The organism is Cupriavidus sp. 291-E7 (assembly GCF_057798835.1).
Genome location: NZ_JBYOJV010000008.1, coordinates 40,378 through 58,421 on the forward strand (window position 1 = coordinate 40,378; position 18,044 = coordinate 58,421).

Annotated in this window: 17 protein-coding genes; 7 read left to right on the forward strand and 10 right to left on the reverse strand. The window is 65.0% G+C overall.

Going from position 1 to position 18,044, the window contains the following annotated elements:
• Window positions 1–7: 7 nt before the first annotated feature.
• The 3 genes from AC3FLX_RS15530 to AC3FLX_RS15540 all read left to right on the forward strand — a co-directional run bounded on the left by AC3FLX_RS15530 (window position 8) and on the right by AC3FLX_RS15540 (window position 3,650).
• The gene (locus AC3FLX_RS15530; RefSeq protein ID WP_488697936.1) at window positions 8–316 is read left to right on the forward strand and encodes a DUF2160 domain-containing protein; all 309 of its coding nucleotides are present in this window, start codon (window positions 8–10) and stop codon (window positions 314–316) included.
• Window positions 317–451: 135 nt separating this feature from the next.
• Window positions 452–2,182: an ABC transporter substrate-binding protein gene (locus AC3FLX_RS15535; protein ID WP_488698364.1), complete on the forward strand. Its 1,731-nt coding sequence runs from the start codon at window positions 452–454 to the stop codon at window positions 2,180–2,182.
• A gap of 283 nt (window positions 2,183–2,465) precedes the next feature.
• A complete protein-coding gene (locus AC3FLX_RS15540) occupies window positions 2,466–3,650 on the forward strand; it encodes an AAA family ATPase (protein WP_488697938.1) in 1,185 nt (394 codons plus the stop codon).
• On the opposite strand, the gene AC3FLX_RS15545 is transcribed toward AC3FLX_RS15540, so the two are convergent.
• On the reverse strand, window positions 3,599–5,587 hold the full coding sequence (locus tag AC3FLX_RS15545; protein ID WP_488697940.1) for a diguanylate cyclase domain-containing protein: 1,989 nt from the start codon (window positions 5,585–5,587) through the stop codon (window positions 3,599–3,601). The genes AC3FLX_RS15540 and AC3FLX_RS15545 overlap by 52 nt on opposite strands.
• Before the next feature lie 241 nt (window positions 5,588–5,828).
• On the reverse strand, window positions 5,829–6,689 hold the full coding sequence (locus AC3FLX_RS15550; protein WP_488697941.1) for a LysR family transcriptional regulator: 861 nt from the start codon (window positions 6,687–6,689) through the stop codon (window positions 5,829–5,831).
• 88 nt (window positions 6,690–6,777) lie between these two features.
• Between AC3FLX_RS15550 and AC3FLX_RS15555 the strand changes: the two genes are divergently transcribed.
• A complete protein-coding gene (locus AC3FLX_RS15555) occupies window positions 6,778–7,395 on the forward strand; it encodes a cysteine hydrolase family protein (protein ID WP_488697943.1) in 618 nt (205 codons plus the stop codon).
• A 37-nt stretch (window positions 7,396–7,432) separates the two neighbouring features.
• Here the strand turns inward: AC3FLX_RS15555 and AC3FLX_RS15560 are convergent, their stop codons facing one another.
• From AC3FLX_RS15560 to AC3FLX_RS15585, 6 genes are all read right to left on the reverse strand, one after another.
• The gene (locus AC3FLX_RS15560) at window positions 7,433–8,128 is read right to left on the reverse strand and encodes a hypothetical protein (protein WP_488697944.1); all 696 of its coding nucleotides are present in this window, start codon (window positions 8,126–8,128) and stop codon (window positions 7,433–7,435) included.
• Window positions 8,129–8,267: 139 nt separating this feature from the next.
• On the reverse strand, window positions 8,268–9,473 hold the full coding sequence (locus AC3FLX_RS15565; protein ID WP_488697946.1) for a c-type cytochrome: 1,206 nt from the start codon (window positions 9,471–9,473) through the stop codon (window positions 8,268–8,270).
• A 3-nt stretch (window positions 9,474–9,476) separates the two neighbouring features.
• Entirely contained in the window at window positions 9,477–10,289 is an 813-nt protein-coding gene (locus AC3FLX_RS15570; protein ID WP_488697949.1) for an ABC transporter ATP-binding protein, read from the reverse strand.
• The gene (locus AC3FLX_RS15575; RefSeq protein ID WP_488697951.1) at window positions 10,283–11,308 is read right to left on the reverse strand and encodes an ABC transporter permease; all 1,026 of its coding nucleotides are present in this window, start codon (window positions 11,306–11,308) and stop codon (window positions 10,283–10,285) included. Before AC3FLX_RS15575 ends, AC3FLX_RS15570 begins: the two co-directional genes overlap by 7 nt.
• Before the next feature lie 15 nt (window positions 11,309–11,323).
• A complete protein-coding gene (locus AC3FLX_RS15580; RefSeq protein WP_488697953.1) occupies window positions 11,324–12,337 on the reverse strand; it encodes an ABC transporter substrate-binding protein in 1,014 nt (337 codons plus the stop codon).
• A gap of 48 nt (window positions 12,338–12,385) precedes the next feature.
• Window positions 12,386–13,477 carry an LLM class flavin-dependent oxidoreductase gene (locus AC3FLX_RS15585; RefSeq protein ID WP_488697954.1) on the reverse strand — a complete coding sequence of 364 codons (1,092 nt, stop codon included), beginning with the start codon at window positions 13,475–13,477 and terminating at the stop codon, window positions 12,386–12,388.
• Between the two features lie 190 nt (window positions 13,478–13,667).
• Here AC3FLX_RS15585 and AC3FLX_RS15590 point away from each other — a divergent pair, with 190 nt between their 5' ends.
• The 3 genes from AC3FLX_RS15590 to AC3FLX_RS15600 all read left to right on the forward strand — a co-directional run bounded on the left by AC3FLX_RS15590 (window position 13,668) and on the right by AC3FLX_RS15600 (window position 17,195).
• On the forward strand, window positions 13,668–14,876 hold the full coding sequence (locus AC3FLX_RS15590; RefSeq protein WP_488697956.1) for an acyl-CoA dehydrogenase family protein: 1,209 nt from the start codon (window positions 13,668–13,670) through the stop codon (window positions 14,874–14,876).
• A gap of 97 nt (window positions 14,877–14,973) precedes the next feature.
• Window positions 14,974–15,594, forward strand: coding sequence for a cysteine dioxygenase family protein (locus AC3FLX_RS15595; RefSeq protein ID WP_488697958.1), 621 nt, complete (start codon window positions 14,974–14,976; stop codon window positions 15,592–15,594).
• On the forward strand, window positions 15,591–17,195 hold the full coding sequence (locus AC3FLX_RS15600; RefSeq protein WP_488697960.1) for a rhodanese-related sulfurtransferase: 1,605 nt from the start codon (window positions 15,591–15,593) through the stop codon (window positions 17,193–17,195). Before AC3FLX_RS15595 ends, AC3FLX_RS15600 begins: the two co-directional genes overlap by 4 nt.
• 94 nt (window positions 17,196–17,289) lie before the next feature.
• On the opposite strand, the gene AC3FLX_RS15605 is transcribed toward AC3FLX_RS15600, so the two are convergent.
• Both AC3FLX_RS15605 and AC3FLX_RS15610 read right to left on the reverse strand, forming a co-directional pair.
• The gene (locus AC3FLX_RS15605) at window positions 17,290–17,748 is read right to left on the reverse strand and encodes an MEKHLA domain-containing protein (RefSeq protein WP_488697962.1); all 459 of its coding nucleotides are present in this window, start codon (window positions 17,746–17,748) and stop codon (window positions 17,290–17,292) included.
• A gap of 22 nt (window positions 17,749–17,770) precedes the next feature.
• On the reverse strand, window positions 17,771–18,034 hold the full coding sequence (locus AC3FLX_RS15610; protein ID WP_488697964.1) for a hypothetical protein: 264 nt from the start codon (window positions 18,032–18,034) through the stop codon (window positions 17,771–17,773).
• Window positions 18,035–18,044: the final 10 nt, after the last annotated feature.

Sequence of the window (18,044 nt, forward strand, 5' to 3'; positions counted from 1 at the left end):
GAAGACGATGCTGAGCTGGATGGTATGGACCACGCCGGTGGCCGTGTTCTTCTCCCTGGTGGTGCTGATGCTGATCGGTATGACGTTCTGGGAAGTGCGCTCGCCAACCGTCGAGCGCAAGGGCTTTCTGCCCATCGCCACCACGCGCGGTGACCGCCTGTTCATCGGCCTGATGTGCGCGGCCTGGATCAACCTGGCATGGGTGGGCCTGGGCGAGAAGATGCAGAGCTGGTTCCAGCTTGAGGTGGAGCCTTCGGTCTGGATCAGCGCGGTGATATCCGCCGTGGTGCTGCTGATCATCATGCGCAAGGGATAGCCTGCGCCAGGCAAAGGCGACGAGACGAGAGGTTTTGCTGTTCATGGGCTGCGAGATCTTTGTCCCTTCCCCGGGGCCGCAACCCAGGTACAGAGCCGGGGAAGGGTACCTGAGGAGACACGAATGAAAGAGCGCGTGAAGTTGGGGATGTCGGCCCTGGCCTTTGCGGCCGCGTTGACATGCGGGCATGCCGCGTGGGCCGACGAGGCCGCGGCGAAGAAGTGGATCGACAGCGAATTCCAGCCGTCGTCGCTGGCCAAGGACAAGCAGCAGGCCGAGATGAAGTGGTTCATCGACGCGGCGGCGAAGCTCAAGGCCAAGGGTGTGACGCAGATCAGCGTGGTGTCCGAGACGATCACCACACACGAATACGAATCGAAGACGCTGGCCAAGGCCTTCGAGGAAATCACCGGTATCAAGGTCAGCCATGACCTGATCCAGGAAGGCGACGTCGTGGAGAAGCTGCAGACGTCGATGCAGTCGGGCAAGTCGATCTACGATGGGTGGATCTCGGACTCCGATCTGATCGGCACGCACTACCGCTATGGCGCCATCCTGCCGCTGTCCGACTATATGAGCGGCGCGGGCAAGGAATTCACGAACCCGGGCATCGACGTCAAGGACTTCATCGGCACGAAGTTCACCACGGCGCCGGACGGCAAGCTGTATCAGCTGCCCGACCAGCAGTTCGCCAACCTGTACTGGTTCCGTGCCGACTGGTTCGCGCGCAAGGACCTGCAGGACAAGTTCAAGGCCAAGTACGGTTATGACCTGGGCGTGCCGACCAATTGGTCCGCCTACGAGGACATCGCCAACTTCTTCACCAACGACGTGAAGGAGCTCGATGGCAAGAAGGTCTTTGGCCACATGGACTACGGCAAGAAGGACCCGTCGCTGGGCTGGCGCTTCACCGATGCCTGGCTGTCGATGGCCGGCTCGGCTGACAAGGGTCTGCCCAACGGCATGCCGGTGGACGAGTGGGGCATCCGCGTGGCCGACGACAAATGCACGCCGGTGGGGGCCTCCGTGTCGCGGGGCGGCGCAACCAACAGCCCGGCCGCGGTCTATGCGCTGACCAAGTACATCGACTGGATGAAGAAGTACGCGCCGCCGCAGGCAATGGGCATGACGTTCTCGGAAGCCGGCCCGGTGCCCGCGCAAGGCCAGGTCGCGCAGCAGATCTTCTGGTACACGGCGTTCACGGCCGACATGACCAAGAAGGGCCTGCCCGTGGTGAACGCCGATGGCTCGCCGAAGTGGCGCATGGCACCGTCGCCCTACGGCCCGTACTGGAAGCAGGGCATGCAGAACGGCTACCAGGACGTGGGTTCGTGGACGTTCTTCAAGAACACGGATCCGAATCGCCTGGCCGCGGCGTGGCTCTACGCTCAGTTCGTGACGTCGAAGACCGTGTCGCTGAAGAAGTCGCTGACCGGCCTGACCTTCATCCGCGACAGCGATATCAATCACGAGTACCTGACCAAGAATGCGGCCAAGTACGGCGGCCTGGTGGAGTTCTACCGCAGCCCGGCCCGCGTGGCCTGGACGCCGACCGGCAACAACGTGCCCGACTATCCGAAGCTCGCACAGCTCTGGTGGAAGAACGTGGCCACGGCCGTGACGGGTGAGAAGACGCCGCAGGCCGCGATGGACAACCTGGCCGAGGAAATGGATCAGGTGATGGGCCGGCTGCAGCGCGCGGGCATGGCCCAGTGCGCGCCGAAGCTGAACCCGAAGAGCGATCCGTCGAAGTGGCTGTCGTCGGAACACGCGCCTTGGAAGAAGCTCGAAAACGAAAAGCCGAAGGGCGAGACCATTTCCTACGACAAACTGCTGCAAGCGTGGAAGGAAGGGCGAGTACGCTAATCCTTCGCTGAACGGGGTATTCAGCTTGCAGGCCGAAGCGGTGGCGCGTGTTGCGTCACCGCTTCATTTTTTTGTGGATGTGTAAAGGATCTGACTATTGCTGTTGCAGTCGGCGACGAGGGGTGGACTCCGAGCGTGGGCTACATAGAATCGGCAGCAACATCTTGCCGGTAACTGGAGCCTCTCAATGAATCCATTCTTCTTCAGGCGTCGTGCATTGGCTTGCGAACTCGCAACGCTTCTTGTGGACGCCGACGGTGAACGAACGGCGCGCTCGGGCGTGATGCTGACGGCGCCGCGCGGCACAGGCAAGTCGGTGTTCCTCAACAATGACCTGGCGGCCGCGCTGAGGCATCGCGGAGCCGTCGTCATCGTCGCCGATCTGGCGAAGCATTCCGATGCGGATCCGGCGGACCTGGTTGCCAAGGCGGTACTCGAAGCGCTCAAGGCGCATGAAGGTGTGCTGGCGCGGCTGGCAAGGCGGGTGGGTCTTGAACGCATCGGCTTTGGTGGCGTGTCGTTTCTGGTGTCGCGCCCCAGGTCCGATGGGATGTGGCTCTCCGAGGCACTGGAGGCGCTGTCTGATATGACGCGGCGACCCATCGTCCTGATTCTGGACGAAGCGCAGCAATGTCTGACGACGCCGCGCGGCACCAGTCTGCTGACCGTCCTCAAGGCGGCGCGCGATTCGCTGAATATTTCCCACTATGGGATGCGGATCATGGCAACCGGTTCGCACCGGGCCAAGCTGATGACGCTGCTGGGCAGAAGCAAAGTGTTTTTCTGTTCGAAGCGGATATCGCTGCCACCGCTCGATGGCGAATTTCTGGACTGGTTTCACCGCCATCACGGACTACCGGCATCGCTTGGCCCCGATGCTCTGGCGTCCCTGTTCCGGAGCGCGGGATATCGTCCGCAAGTTCTAACGGACGCCACGCTAGAGGTAATTTCGACCGGCGGCTTTCAGTATGGCGATGCGACCAGGATTCTCCGCCGGGCGATCGACAGGCAATCCACTGAGATTCACAAGGACATACTCGAAGTCATTGGGCGACTGCCTGCGATGGCGTCGGCGGTTGTCCGGGTCATGGCGACCACTGACAAGACGCGGGCCGGATTCGATCCGGCGACCATGACCGTCTACGCGGACGTGGTTCGCCGCATTGATCCTGCATGGAATGGCCAGGTCGATGTGGATGGCGTGGAACAGGCGCTTGCGGTGCTGGCGAGCAGGCGTCTGGTGTGGAAATCGACGATCGGCGTCTATATGCTCGAAGACCCGCTGGTGGCCACGGCGATGCGGCGGGCCGGCCTGCTGGACATCGTGCCCCCGATTCCCGGCGTCAGCCCCTATGAGGAAGCGTCGGACGATGTCGGGGACGATGAAGTATTCCCGCTCTGGGTCGGCACCTGTCGTCAGGCATTCGTTGCCGTGTCGACGGCTCGGTGGGCGCCCGTCGACGCGTAGCAGGCCTTGCCATGCCGCTTGGCATCGTAGAGCGCCATATCCGCGCGCATGAACAGTTCGCTGACCGACGTGCCCTGGTCTGGCCGATGCATTGCGCTGCCTACGCTGGCCGTCGATACGAGTCGATGGCCATCAATGTCGAACGGCCTCAGGGCCGCGTGGACCACCGTATGGGCGATGCGCTCGACGGTGTTGGGATTGCCCACGTTGTCGAGGACGATTGCGAATTCGTCTCCGCCTATCCGTGCCACGGCATCGCCATTGCGCACGCAGGCGCGCAGGCGCTCGGCGAAAGCAATCAGGAGCTGATCGCCGACCGGGTGTCCGTAGGTGTCGTTGACCGCCTTGAAGTCGTCCAGATCCACCAGCAGCAGGGCAGCGCGATAGTTGCCGGCGTCGGCACGCGCCATCGTCTCCTGCAAACGGCGGTCGAAGCCCTTGCGGTTGAGCAGGCCGGTCAGGTGATCGGACAGGGTCTGGGCTTCGAGGCTGCGCAGCTTCTGGCGTTCGCCGGTGATGTTGCGCGCGAACATGTGCAGCCCGGTGACAGTGTCCTTGGTCTCGTTCCAGGCGGGTTGGAATGTCATCTCCCAGGCCACGCTTTCGGCATTCTCGCGCGTGTACGTCACGGACTCGCCGCCGCAGGCGCGTTCCAGATATGGCTTGTTGGCGACGTACTCCGGCGTACCCCACAGTTCGCGCAGCGTCAGCCCGGTGATCTGTTCGGCCGGCAGCCCGAAATGACGGGCATAGGCCCGGTTGACGAAGACGAAGCGTTCACCGGCGTCGACGAATGCGACCAGATCCGGCACGTGGTTGGCGATGGCCTCAAGGCGTTTTTCGCTGGCGGCGGCACTTTCATTGGCGGCCTTCAAGGCGGCCTCCCGCTCGGTCAGCTGGGTCATGACTTCCGAGAACGCGCCGGCCAGCTCGCCAATCTCGTCGTCGCGGCGCACGGGCAGTTCCGCCACGGCAGCAGGTTGTTCGCAGAGCCGCCGTACTGTGCGATGCAGATGTTCCAGCGGAGCCAGCAGGTGCCGGATCACGGCCCACATCAGCGCCGCGGCGGCCAGGAGCGTCACGATGCCCAGGATGACCGCCCGGTGGCGGACCTCCACCAATGGCGCATACGCTTCAGCGGCGGGCAGGACGGAAATGACTTCCCATCCATTCGATTCCAGCAGATAGCGCGCTACAACCGGTTCTAAGGGTGCTACCGATTCCCAATCGGACTCGGGGACATCGGCGCCGCAGGCTTCACCAACCGGCAATGCCGGGGTGAGAACCTTTGAAGTGTCGGGGTGCATCGCGTAACGCGGATTCGGTCCGGCCGACACCAGGCAGTAGAAGCCCGTGACGCCCACGCGGTGCTGGGCCAGTTCCCGCAGGAAGTTGTCCGCCGAAAGGTTCAGCACGCCACCAACCACACCGCGCAGTTGGCCATGCGCGTCGCGCATCGGCACGGCGAGGATGACGCCTGGGGCGCTGGAGTGCTTGCCTTGCAGCAGATCGGAAACAGCGAAGTCTGCGCCGTTGACGATGGCCTTGAAGTAATCGCGATCGCCGACTGTCATCTTCACGCCATCAGGCACGGCAGTGCTGAATGCGAGCGTGCCATCTGGCCAGGCCAGGAACGTGGCGTTGAAGTGCTCCGGCATGTCCACGGTGTCGGTGGCGAGCTGCCGCAGTTGAGCGGTGGGTCGATCCAGAACAGGCGCCAGCGTGCGTGCGAGCCGGCGAAGCACCACGGCGCGCGATTCGAGCTTCTCATCGAGTTGGTCCGCAACCAGCTTGACCAGTGTGTCCTGCTGAGCCTGAATGACCTCCTTCAGGCGCGTGTATGCGTAGAGCTGGGAAAAACCCACTCGCACGACAAACACCAGCGTGACAACCGTCGCTGCCGCGATGGCCATCCGGTACTTCAAAGAGTGCCGCATGAATCTCTTTTTGTTCTGCGCACTGACCCGTTTCTACGACTGCCTGGGCTTTCAGTTCTGCGACCCTGCCCATCTAGGCGATGCATTAGTGCGATGCATCAATGACAGCCGGTTCAAAGCGTAGCAGAAGCGTTGCTTTTTTTTGGCTGTGGTGAGGTGGAAACACGTGTGCCACCCCACACGGAGTGGTGTATGCGGCGCGTCGTGGTAGCGATGCGACACCGAGCATGCGCGGTGCGCCTCAAGGGCAGGTTGCCAGGGCTTCAGCCAGCCAGTCGATGACCGGCCGGAATCGTGATGCGCCTCGGAACTCGGCGGGGTAGGCGAGCCAGATTTCGCGGATGACCTCCGGCACATCGCGCACCAGGGCAAGGCCCGGTTCGCCAGCGCCGAGGTAATGCGGCAGCAGTGCGACGCCCAGGCCGGCACACACGGCCTCGCGCACGGCCAGCAGGCTGTTGGATTGGAACGAGAAGCGTCGCTCCTGCGCCCGCGGCCATTCCACTTCCGGCAGCGAGAATCCTTCGTCGAGTAGCCCGCACATCGGCGTATCGCGGGAGTCGGCCTCCTCGGCCAGCATCGATGTGGATGCGTAGAGTCCGAACTGGATGGTGCCGACGCGCTGTGCCACCAGCGAATCTTCCTGCGGACGCGCCAGGCGCACGGCGATATGTGCGCGGCGCCGCGCCAGGCTGGTGATGCGGTTGTCCACTTCGAGCCGCAATTCCACATCGGGGTTGCGTGCGTAGAAGGTGGGTAACTGAGGCGTAAGGAAGTGGCTGCCCAGCGAAGCGGTGGCCGCCACCCGCACCACACCCGAAACCCCCGAGCCGGCGCCTTCGATCTCACGCAACAGCCGGTCAGCCGATTGCTCCATCTGGCGCGCCGCCGTCAGGGCATTGCGGCCTGCGTCGGTCAGCACGAAGCTGCCGTCCGTGCGTGTGGCAACGGGTTTGCCAAGCGCCGATTCGAGCCGGCGGATGCGTCGGATCGCCGTGGCATGGGTGATATCGAGTTCCCGGGCACAGGCCGAATAGCTGCCCACGCGCATCAGCGTGGACAAGGTGAGCAGGTCGTCCCAGGCGATTGTGCTTTTTTGCACAGCTTGTGTGATTTTGTGGCGAATTGGCGTACAGCTTACCGCGCCATAGGATGCGTGCATAGCCAATGATTTCCGCCTGGAGACATCCATGACCGCAGCCACAGTCGCCAAACCTTTCACCCTGCTCGATGCCGCAGGCGCAAGCCGCCTGCCGTCTGCCTGGAGCGAAGCCGTACTGATCCTGGTGGACCACCAGCGCGAATACATCGATGGCAAGCTGCCGCTGACCGGCATGCCCGATGCCGTGTCGGAATGCGCCACGCTGCTATCGATGGCTCGTCAGCACGGCACGCCGGTGATCCACGTCGTGCATCACGGCAAGCCGGGCGGGGCGTTCGATCCGAACGGGCCGTATGCCGCGATCATCGAGGGCGTGACGCCTGTCGACGGTGAGCAAACGGTCACCAAGAGCCTGCCGAACAGTTTCGCCGGCACGGATCTCGCGGCCCGGCTGGAGGCAATCGGCCGCAAGGAATTGATCGTGGGCGGATTCCAGACGCATATGTGCATCAGCGCAACGGTGCGCTCGGCGCTGGATCACGGATACCGCGTGACGCTGGTTGCGGCCGCTTGCGCCACGCGCGATCTGCCGGACCCGCTGGGTGGCGAGCCGCTGGCTGCCGCCGAGCTGCACCGGGTCACGCTCGCAGCGCTCAACGATCGCTTTGCCACCGTAGTGCCCGACGCCACGGCGTGGCAGACCTGACGCAGTGGGTATTGGCGCTAGCGCGGCACCCCCGCGCCTAGGCGCCGAATCGTGCCGTTGGCATTGCGTCGGCGTAGCGCCAGTATTCGAAATCCACGATCGTGGTGTTGCCGTTGGCGGTGACCACATCCAGCATGTATGGCTGGCGCCGGATCAGCATCTGCGTCAGGTAGCGCGCCCCGCGCGGCAGGGTCTTCGGTGCCGGAGTGGGGTCGCCATGACGTATTGCCAGGCGCAGGATATGCACGGGCACGAAGCTCTGCGCATTCTCCATGCGCGCCAACGCCGCACCCCAGTACAGCAGCGACGCGTTGGCCAAGCTGGCAAAGCGGGTACGCAACTGCGCCAGCATGGCTGGCGCCAGCGCGGCGCCGGTCCCGGTCAGCCCCAGCGGCGTCAGGCCGCGCACATTCTCGCGCCATAGCCCGCCCACCACCACCAGCGGATCGCGCTTTTCTGGTGGCGGCAATGCCGACAGGTCTTCCCACACAGAGAACATCTCGCCGTTGAGATCGTAGAGATGGCTGCGCAGGCCAAAGCGGCGATAGTAGCCAATGATGCAATCGAGATCTTCATCGAAGATCGGCCGCGCATCGCGGGTCAGGTAGGGGGGACGGATTTCGAACAGGCCGGCCGAGGCGGCATAGCGGCCTGTCCAGCTCCGCGGTGCGGTGGCTTCTGACCGAGCATCGGTACCGGTATGCAGGGTTGGTAGTTCCAGCGACATCGTCATCGATTCGTAGCGTTGAGGGAGTCCCCCACGCTACGCGGCTCACCGTTCGATGTCGGTAGGACGGTTCTGCAAATCGATGCGGAAATTTCTCTTCTTGTCGCCAGTTTGATGCAGGGCAACGTGTGCGCGCGTTGGCCAGTCAGTGGATGAAGCCGCCCTGGACAAAGCGCACTGGCTCGGCATCCATGCGCAGGAGCAGCGCGGTGAGGCCATCCGGTGGCACGGTTTGGTCGCCACTACGGGCGCTGTCATTGCCGGCCCCGGCACCTTGGCCAGCGGTGCAGAGCAGGCTGCCATCGCTCCATCCGCCGCTGCCCGGTACCGCCAGCGCGCGCAGCCAGCCGTCGCGGTCAGCCAGCCAGGCGGTGCCGTCCAGGCGTGCAGGGTCGATGCCGGCAATCCGCGCGAAAGCAGGCCAGGCGTCGGAGGAAGTGGCCACGCAGCCAGCGCGGAATTCGGGGACGGTCGATAGCGGACCGCCATCGCGCGTAATCAGCAGCGTCAGGAATCGTGGATCGTCGATTGGCAATGCGGCTCGCGCACCGTCGAACGCCACCACGCGCACGCGCTGGTCGCCGCGCCACGCGGCCAGACTGCGCGGCGCCGCCTGCCCGCAGCGCACCGTAACGTTGGGCAGACGCAGCGGGATCGGCCAGTTGCCCTGAGTGGTGGCGCCCGTACCGGCGGCCAGCGTCTTCATGTAGTCGATCACGGCCCAGATCTGCGCATCGTCGAGCTGGCGTCCGAATGCCGGCATCGTTGGATGCCCATCACGGTCACTCATGCCAGCGGAGATGCGCCAGAACAGTTCGCCTTCGGCGCGCCGGCCCAGCAGCGGACTCAGGAAGGTCGGCGGCCAGCGTGACAGCGAGGCCGCTATCGGTCCCTCGCCGCGGCCATCGTCGCCGTGACACGCCACGCAATGCCGGGCGTAGACGCGGGCGCCTTCCGCGATCGCGCTGACCGCAAATTGCGTCGGACTCCGATGAAAGCTGGTGGGAGCCGCCGGCGTCAGCAGCAGCGTGGGCGATGGCCACGGCGCCAGGACGATTGCCAGCGCGCCCAGGCCCAGCCATGCCAGGCGCCTGCGGCGCCAGCACAGCGCCACGATCACGCAACCCAATGCGAATGCGACCGCCAGCAAGGTCAGCCCGAGCTGGCGCGCCAGTCCCAGATCGATCAGCAGTGTTTCGCCGGCAACGCGGTGCGTCCATTGCCACGCGGGTTGCCCGTGGATATCGTCGGTCCAGCCCAGCGCGTGCCAGACCCGCAGCAGCGCAAGCTGGGTCTCCTGCACCACGCGCAGCAGCGCGTTGAGCCACGCCTGCGGCGGCGGGGCACTCATGGCTTACCAACTGTCATCGAGGCCCAGATGGCGAAGCGCTTCATGGCGAAGTTCGGCCAGGCGCGGGTCGCCGCGATGACGCGGATAGGGCAGGTCGACATGAATCTCGGCCGTGATGCGGGCAGGCCGCTGGCTGAACACGATCACGCGCTGGGCCAGGAACAGTGCCTCCTCGACATCGTGGGTCACGAGTAGCGCGGAGAATCCGGCGCGTTGCCACAGTTCGACGAGGTCGCTCTGCATGGCCAGTCGTGTCAGCGAATCGAGTTTGCCGAGCGGTTCGTCCAGAACCAGCAGCCGTGGATCGTTGACCAGCGCGCGCGCCAGCGCCACCCGCTGGGCCATGCCGCCGGACAACTGATGCGGAAAGGCGCGTGCAAACGCTTCGAGGCCAACGCGCTTGAGTGCCGCATCCACGCGATGGCCCTCACGGCGCAGCAGTCCGCGCGCCTGCAGCCCGAGTGCGACGTTGTCGCGTACGCGCCGCCACGGGTAAAGCGTCGGGTCCTGGAACACCACGATCCGCGACGGATCGGGCCGGTCGATCGGCGCGTCGTCCTGCAGGATCTCACCGTGCGTGGGACTGTCGAGCCCTGCCACGAGCCGCAGTAGCGTGGACTTGCCACAGCCGCTCGGTCCGAGCAGTGCGACGAACTCACCGGGCGCCACGTTGAGGTTCACGCTGTCGAGCACCGGCAACCGGTTGTCGCCATCGCCAAAGGCATGGCTGACCGCCCGGATATCGATTCTTGCGCCGCGTGCGGCGTTTCCGGCCTGTTCGGTCTGTTCGCTCTGTCGCGTTGCGCCGACTACCATTTGACGGTTCCTTTCTGCCAAGACAGCGCGCGATCGCGCACGGCAAACAGCAGTGTGATGACGCTTGAGAACAGCAATGCCATGACGATCAGCGCCGCATACATGTTCACGTAGGAAGCCCAGCCCTGCGCCCACGTCAGGTACCAGCCCAGCCCCGACTTCACGCCCATCATCTCGGCCGTAACCAGTACCGAGAACGATGCGCCAAGTCCCATGAACAGCCCGACGAAGACCTGAGGCAGCGCGGCCGGGATGGCGACGCGCAGCACCAGGAACCACTCGGAGGCACCCATCGTGCGCGCCACGTCGTAATAGCTTTTGTTCACGCTGGCCACGCCGGACCATGTCAGCACCGCCACCGGGAATGCCGTGGCCAGCGCGATCAGAAACACGGCGGCCGAATAGCTCGACGGGAAGAAATAGAACGTCAGCGGCAGCAACGCGGTGGACGGCAGCGGGCCAAGCACGCGCAGCACCGGATGCACCCAATAGCCAATGCGCCGTGACCAGCCGATCGATACCCCAATCAGGAAGCCGGCCACGCCGCCATAGGCCACGCCGAAGCCGAGCAGCTTCAGCGTGTTGAGCACGCTGTCCCCGAGCCGGCGCCAGTCGTCGATATAGACCTCGATCAGTGCCTGGGGCGGCGCGAAGAACGGCGTGGGCAGGGTGGCGGTTTTGGCCGTCAGGATCTCCCATGCCGCAAAGACCGCCGGCAGCGCGATCAGCCACGGCCCCGCGTTGCGCAGCGGATCGCGCACGCGATGCAACGGCCGGTAGCCGCCCGCCAGCGCCACCAGAAGCAGCGCGGCGGCGGCAACGAGCACCGCGATGCCCAGTTCCTCCGTATAGGCCCAGTCGTTGAAGCCCGCCACCTTGTTCGGCCAGCGCCAGGTGATCGCGCCGAAGGCGCCCCACGCCAGCGCGGCGACGATGCCGGTGGGCCAGATGCTGGCCGGCGTGCGCGGCGCGCCGGTGTGCAGCAGCGGGGCGTCAAGCGTTTGCTGCGACGATGCCATGTTCGCTCTCCTGTATCAGCCGAGCACGTTCGCGTACACGTGCTGCGCCAGCTTCCTTGTATCGGTCGACTTCTTGAGGACGCCGATACGCTGGAAATCGCCGGCATAGAACGCGATCTCTTCCTGCAGGTCCACGCCGGTAGGGTGGTGGGTATAGGTCAGCGACGCGTAGAGCTTGCGCAGGTCGTCGGTGCTGATCTTCGGCGAGTATTTGGCAAAGACCTTGGCCGCCTCGTTCGGATTCTCGTTGACGTAGTCGGTCGCCTGGACAATCGAGCGCGCCAGCGCCGAGGCGGCGGGGCGGTCGTTACGCACCAGCTCGCCACGCGCGCCGATCACGCAGCAGACCTTGCGCGCGTATTCGCCGGTCAGGTTGGTGGCCAGTTCCACGTAGGCGCCATTGGTGCGCTTTTCCAGCAGATAGAGATTGGGATCGCCGTCGGCAATCGCCTGGATCTCGCCCTTTTCGACGGCCACGCCCAGCAGGTCCGCCGGATACTGGCGCCACGTGATGTCGCGGTCGGGGTCGATGCCATTCTTTGCCAGCAGAATCGTGAAGAAGTGCTTGCCCGGCGCGGCCAGATCGCTCACGCCCACCGTCTTGCCCTTGAGCGCCTGCAGGTTCGTCACGCCAGCCGCCTTTGCGCCGACCAGTCGCACGCACCCGCCATGCGAACTGCCGATGATCTTGACGTCGAAGCCTGCCTCCAGCGGCTTGAGCCAGCGATGGATCATGCCTACCGCCGCATCGGCCTTGCCGGTGGCAATCGATTCCAGCAACTGGTCGGTGGACCCGCTGTAGTTGATCAGGTCGATCTGCAGCCCGTTCTTTTCGAAGAAGCCTTTTTCCTGCGCCACCACGATTGGCGTCAGGCAGAACGAATTCTGGTTCCACGCGAACGTGAGCTTGCGTGGCGCGGACCATGCCTGGCGGCCCAGGATCAGTGCCGGCGCCGCGATGGCCGCGCTGCCGGCCAGCCGCAGCACGCTGCGGCGGCGTGTATCGGGTTGGTGTTCTTTTTGGCTCATGATTTCCCGCTCCCCTTCTTGTCGATGTTCGTGAGGTGGGCCGCCCGTTCAGGCGGCGTGGCGCCGATGCGCGGCGTCCCTTTGTGCGACCAGTTCGCGCACGCGGGGAATCAGTTCGCGGCCGTAGTCGACGGCGTCTTCCAGCGGATCAAAGCCGCGGATCAGGAACGTGGTGACGCCAAGGTCGTAGTAAGCCAGCAGCGCATCAGCCACTTGCTCCGGCGTGCCGACCAGCCCGGTCGAGTTCGACCGGCCGCCCGTTTCGCGCGCGATGGCCGTCCACAGACGCTGGTCGACGCGGTCGCCTTTGTCGGCCGCCGCCAGCAACCTGCGCGCGCCCTCGCTCTGCTGCGGGCCGCCGCGGCTGTAGCCGGCCTGCACGCGCAGCGCCCTGGTGCGTTCGAGGATGTCTTCGGCACGTTTCCACGCCTTGTCTTCGGTTTCGGCCAGCACAGGGCGGAACGACACCGAGAAATTCACCGTGCGCCCGTGCTTTGCCGCTTCGGCGCGCACGCGGGTGGTCAGGTCGCGCACCTGATCGAGCGACTCGCCCCACAGCGCGTAGACGTCGGCATGCTTGCCGGCCACTTCGATGGCGGCTTCGGAGGCGCCGCCGAAGTAGATCGGAACATGAGGCTGCTGCGCGGGCTTGACCTCGGAGAAGCCACGCTCGAAGCGATAGAACGTGCTTTCATGATCGAACGGCTGCGCCTCCGTCCAGATGCGCCGCAGGATGCCGAGGTACTCATCGGTGCGCGCATAGCGCTGGTCGTGGTCCAGGTAATCGCCGTCGCGCTTCTGTTCGTCGTCCGATCCGCCCGAGATGAAGTGGACGCCAAGCCGGCCGCCGCTGAACTGGTCGAGCGTGGCGATCTGCCGCGCGGCCAGCGTCGGCGACGTAAAGCCGGGGCGATGCGCCAGCATGAAGTGGATGCGCTCCGTCACGGCCGCCGCATACGAAATCGTCAGCGTGGCCGATGGCCCGGTGGAGTGGTGCGGTACCAGGATGCGGTCGAAGCCTGCCTGTTCATGCGCCTGCGCAAAGGCGCGCACGTAGTCGCGGTCCACTACCGCGCCCTGCGGCGGATGGATCTCGGACTGCTTCTGGCTCTGGATCATGCCGATGAAATTGACGCTCATGCGTGCTTCTCCTGGTTCGCTTTTGGGTACGGACGAGAACCGTACGCCCGCGCCACGCGAGACCAAACGAATAAAAACGCGGCTCCATATGCGCAAAAACCGTTGCTCGATATGCGATATGCGTCGTTACTGGCGCAGGGTGTGGGGCGGTACGCTATGTGGCGTTTCGCCGTCCCTCCACAGGATATTTATGTCTTCGTCATCGCTTCACCGCCTGCCCGTGTCCGAGGCAAGGCTGGACGATGTGCTGGCCGAACTGGCCGCGCGCTTTGCTACCACCGCCGCCGATCACGACGCTAGCGGCGCCTTCCCGCACGACAATTTCGCGCTGCTGCACGAGTACGGGCTGATTGCGCAGGTAGTGCCGGCGGCCCACGGTGGCGGCGGTGTCGGGCTGACCCGCGCGCGGCAAATCATCGCGGCCGTGGCTGGCGGCGATGCGGCGACGGCACTGGTCCTCACCATGACGTACCTGGTGCATCGTTCGATTGGCCGGGCCGATTCGCGCTGGCCGCAAGCGGTGCGGCAGCAGGTATTTCGCAGTGCGGTGGAAGAGGGCGCACTGATCAATTCCTTGCGCGTGGAACCTGAACTTGGATCGCCGTCGCGCGGGGGCCTGCCGGCTACCGTGGCGCTGCGCGTGGGCGACCGCTGGCGGCTCAGTGGTCACAAGCTCTACACCACGGGCATTCCGGCTCTCAAATGGCTGGCGGTCTGGGGACGCACGCACGAACCCGAACCGCGGGTCGGCATTTTTCTGGTGCCGAAGCCGCAAGCCGAGACACCGGGCATCCGCGTGATCGAAAGCTGGAACCACATGGGGCTGCGCGCTTCCGGCAGCCATGAAGCCGTGTTCGAGGATGTCTGGATTCCGCTGGAGTATGCCGTCGACATTCGCCCACCCGCCGCATGGGCGCCAGCCACCGGCAGTCAGGCCGACTTCGATGCCAATGCCGATCAGCAGGCGTGGATGGTGGGCTTGCTGGGCAGCCTGTACGACGCCGTGGCGCGGGCAGCCTTCGCGTGGATTCGCCAGTTCGTGCGCGAGCGTGTGCCGGGCAGCCTTGGCAAGCCGCTGGCTACGTTGCCGCGCGTGCAGGAATCGATCGGCGAGATCGCGGCGCTGCTGCAGACGAATCAGGTGTTGCTGGACGATATCGCCGCGCGTACCGATGCGGGCACTCCGCCATCGGCTGCCGACAGCGGGTTGCTCAAATACACGGTGACGTCCAACGCAATCCGCGCCGTGGAGCTGGCGTTGCAGTTGTCGGGCAATCACGGCCTGAGCCGCAATAATCCGCTGGAGCGCCACTATCGCGACGTGCTCTGCAGCCGCATCCATACGCCCCAGAACGACGCCATCCTGACCGCCGCCGGCCGCGCGGCGCTGGGTGCCTGAGTGTCTCCGGCCGCCGCGCCGGTCTGCCGTCATCGTGCTATGGTGGCGGCAGATTCGCCGCGACCGCAGACGGTGAACATATCCTGGAGACACGCTCATGGCTGAGACGCTTCCTGCCGCGCAGCGGCTGGCGCCGCTACGCGACTTCATTACCGCTTTCTCCGCGCTGCTGGACCAGCAGCCGGGCGAGGCGCGCATTCTCGACGAAGGCGGCAAGCTGCTTGCCACGCTGGTATCGCGCGACGACTGGTTGCCCGATGCCTACGCCCAACCGCATCCCGAGTATTATCAGCAGATGCTGCTGCACTGCGATTCCGCCGAGCGGTTTTCGATCGTCAGCTTTGTCTGGGGTCCGGGGCAGCGGACGCCGATTCATGACCATACGGTCTGGGGACTGATCGGCATGCTGCGTGGCGCGGAGTACGCCCAACCGTATGCCATCGGCACCGATGACGTGCCGCGACCTCATGGCGAGCCGGTGCGCCTGGAGCCTGGCCACGTGGAGACGGTGTCGCCTACCGTGGGCGATATCCATCGCGTACACAACGCATTCGACGACCGCGTGTCGATCAGCATCCACGTCTACGGTGCCAACATCGGCGCCGTGCGCAGGCACGTCTATCTTGACGCCGGAGGCAGCAAGACCTTTATCTCCGGCTACTCCAATTCCACCTTGCCCAATCCCTGGGATCGTTCGAAGGATTCCGCAGCACCATGACCGACGCCCGTCAGCCGTTTCCCGTCACCACCAGCCAGGCGGTGCGCCAGGCCTTGCTCGATCGCGCCGAGATAGCGCTGATTGATGTCCGCGAGGAAGATCCGTTTGCGCAGCAGCATCCGCTCTGGGCCGCGAACTTTCCGGTCTCGAAACTTGAGCTGGAAGCATGGCGGCGCATTCCACGCCGCGATACGCGCATCGTCGTCTACGGCACGCATGACGGCGAGGACCTTGCCCCGCGCGCCGCCGCGAAGCTGCGTGAACTGGGATATACCGATGTGTCGCTGCTCGATGGCGGCCTGGATGCATGGATCGCCGCCGGTGGCGAGGTATTCCGCGATGTCAACGTTCCCAGCAAGTCGTTTGGCGAAGTCGTGGAGGCCCGCCGGCACACGCCGTCGCTGAGTGCGCAGGAAGTGCAGGCGCTGATCGATAGCAAGGCCGATGTGGTGATCGTCGACGCGCGTCGCTTTGACGAATACCAGACCATGAACATTCCGACGTCAACCAGCCTGCCGGGTGCTGAACTGGTGCTGCGTATTCGTGAACTGGCGCCCGACCCGCGTACGCAGGTCATCGTCAATTGCGCGGGACGCACGCGCAGCATCATCGGCACGCAGTCGCTGGTCAATGCAGGGATTCCCAACCCCGTGGCGGCGCTGCGCAATGGCACGATCGGCTGGACGCTGGCGGGACAGACGCTGTCGCATGGCGCTAGCCGCCGCGCACCGGCGCAGGTGGACCCCGCCAACCTTGCGCAGGCCCGCGAAGGGGCGCGTGCGATTGCGTCGCGCGTCGGAGTGCGGCGTATCGCTTTCGATGCGCTGGCGTCGCTGGAAGAGCCGGGGCGCACGGTGTATCGCTTCGATGTACGCACGCCCGAAGAATATGCCGACGGACATCTGCCCGGGTTTGCCAGTGCGCCGGGTGGTCAGCTCGTGCAGGAGACCGATCATCAGGCGCCGGTGCGTGGCGCGCGGATCGTGCTCGCCGATGACGACGAGGTGCGCGCGAACATGTCGGCATCGTGGCTCGCGCAGATGGGCTGGGAAGTGTACGTCGTGGAACCGGTCGACGCCGCGCGACGCAACGAGCGCGGCACGCCTGCGGCGAATCATGCGGCTACGCCAGAGGTAGCGACGGTAGATCCCGCGACGCTTGCCGAATGGCTGAAAGCCGGCGACACCGCCGTGATCGACGTGACGGCCAGCGCCAACTATGTGAAACGTCATGTCCCCGGTGCCTGGTTTGCCATTCGTGCGCAGCTGGCGCAGGCGCTGCGCGTGATTCCGCCAGCCGGCCGTTACGTACTGACTTGCGGCTCAAGCCTGCTGGCGCGCTTTGCGGCGAAGGATCTGCAGGCGCTGTCGAAGGCTGAAGTCTTCGTGCTGGAAGGTGGCACGGCGGCGTGGGTGGAAGCGGGGCTGCCAGTGGAGCAGGGCGAAACCCGGCTGGCCGTGCCGCGCACGGACCGTTACCGCCGGCCCTATGAAGGCACCGATAACGCCGCGGCGGCGATGCAGGCCTACCTCGACTGGGAATTCGGCCTGATCGCGCAGTTGGACCGCGACGGAACGCACTTCTTTGAGGTTCAGGGCTAAGCACTACCTTGCGCCGTTGCCGGGCTGAACCGGCCGGCGCATGGACACGCCTATCGTGCTATCGCCGTGTGGCTATGGCGGCGGCCGGGGCCAGTCAGAGGTCCCGGGTGCCGGGAATGATCACGGCCTGTCCGTGCAGCACGCCGTCGGCATCAAACATTTGCCAGAGCGTGGCTTCCTCGATCATGAAGCGCTTTCCGGATCGGGTAATCCGCACGCCCTTGTAGCCGGACTCGTAGCCGAGGCGCTGGACGCGCTCAAGAAACCGCTGCCGTTCCTCGCGGTTTGGCGCTTCGGCGGACAGGCGCGACGGCAGGTTCGTAATCGCGTCCCAGTCGTATTCAAAGCGTTGCTGGGCGGCCTTGTTACCGTAGATGAACACCGGGTCTGGCGCGGTATTGTGGGCAAGGATGGCGAACGGCGCGTGCTCGTACAGCCAGGCCGTGGCTTCGGCCACCGGCATGGGATGGGGCACCAGCGGCTTGCCCAGGATGCGGGCATAGCTGCCGGCAAGCAGTTCGTAAAACGCGGGATCGCTGTGGCGAGGCAGCATGGACGGCTTTTCCGCGTGACGATCAGGCGGACTTTGCCGTGGTCCTCGCAGCAGGCTTCGACAGGTCACCGCCGAACTCGGCGAACACACGCGCCTGAACCGCTTCCATGACGCCGAGCGTACGCGCATCCGCCACTTCGTCCGCCGTCACCCCCGTGGCGTCCTTGGGTTTTGCGCCAATCGGATAGAAGACGAAGCTGGACCCGAAATCCTTGCCCGCTTCGTTCTTCAGGCTTCGGTTCAGAGCCTTCAGATACTTCTTCTTCGCTGCCTTCGTCATTGCCATGTTTTTCGTG

What these genes read in the sequence shown, in the direction of transcription:
- AC3FLX_RS15530 (WP_488697936.1), top strand. Translation starts at nt 8, where the DNA reads ATGCTGAGCTGGATGGTATGGACCACGCCGGTGGCCGTGTTCTTCTCC.
- AC3FLX_RS15540 (WP_488697938.1), top strand. Translation starts at nt 2,466, where the DNA reads ATGCTGACGGCGCCGCGCGGCACAGGCAAGTCGGTGTTCCTCAACAAT.
- AC3FLX_RS15545 (WP_488697940.1), bottom strand. Translation starts at nt 5,587, where the DNA reads ATGCGGCACTCTTTGAAGTACCGGATGGCCATCGCGGCAGCGACGGTT.
- AC3FLX_RS15555 (WP_488697943.1), top strand. Translation starts at nt 6,778, where the DNA reads ATGACCGCAGCCACAGTCGCCAAACCTTTCACCCTGCTCGATGCCGCA.
- AC3FLX_RS15560 (WP_488697944.1), bottom strand. Translation starts at nt 8,128, where the DNA reads ATGACGATGTCGCTGGAACTACCAACCCTGCATACCGGTACCGATGCT.
- AC3FLX_RS15565 (WP_488697946.1), bottom strand. Translation starts at nt 9,473, where the DNA reads ATGAGTGCCCCGCCGCCGCAGGCGTGGCTCAACGCGCTGCTGCGCGTG.
- AC3FLX_RS15570 (WP_488697949.1), bottom strand. Translation starts at nt 10,289, where the DNA reads ATGGTAGTCGGCGCAACGCGACAGAGCGAACAGACCGAACAGGCCGGA.
- AC3FLX_RS15575 (WP_488697951.1), bottom strand. Translation starts at nt 11,308, where the DNA reads ATGGCATCGTCGCAGCAAACGCTTGACGCCCCGCTGCTGCACACCGGC.
- AC3FLX_RS15580 (WP_488697953.1), bottom strand. Translation starts at nt 12,337, where the DNA reads ATGAGCCAAAAAGAACACCAACCCGATACACGCCGCCGCAGCGTGCTG.
- AC3FLX_RS15585 (WP_488697954.1), bottom strand. Translation starts at nt 13,477, where the DNA reads ATGAGCGTCAATTTCATCGGCATGATCCAGAGCCAGAAGCAGTCCGAG.
- AC3FLX_RS15590 (WP_488697956.1), top strand. Translation starts at nt 13,668, where the DNA reads ATGTCTTCGTCATCGCTTCACCGCCTGCCCGTGTCCGAGGCAAGGCTG.
- AC3FLX_RS15595 (WP_488697958.1), top strand. Translation starts at nt 14,974, where the DNA reads ATGGCTGAGACGCTTCCTGCCGCGCAGCGGCTGGCGCCGCTACGCGAC.
- AC3FLX_RS15600 (WP_488697960.1), top strand. Translation starts at nt 15,591, where the DNA reads ATGACCGACGCCCGTCAGCCGTTTCCCGTCACCACCAGCCAGGCGGTG.
- AC3FLX_RS15605 (WP_488697962.1), bottom strand. Translation starts at nt 17,748, where the DNA reads ATGCTGCCTCGCCACAGCGATCCCGCGTTTTACGAACTGCTTGCCGGC.
- AC3FLX_RS15610 (WP_488697964.1), bottom strand. Translation starts at nt 18,034, where the DNA reads ATGGCAATGACGAAGGCAGCGAAGAAGAAGTATCTGAAGGCTCTGAAC.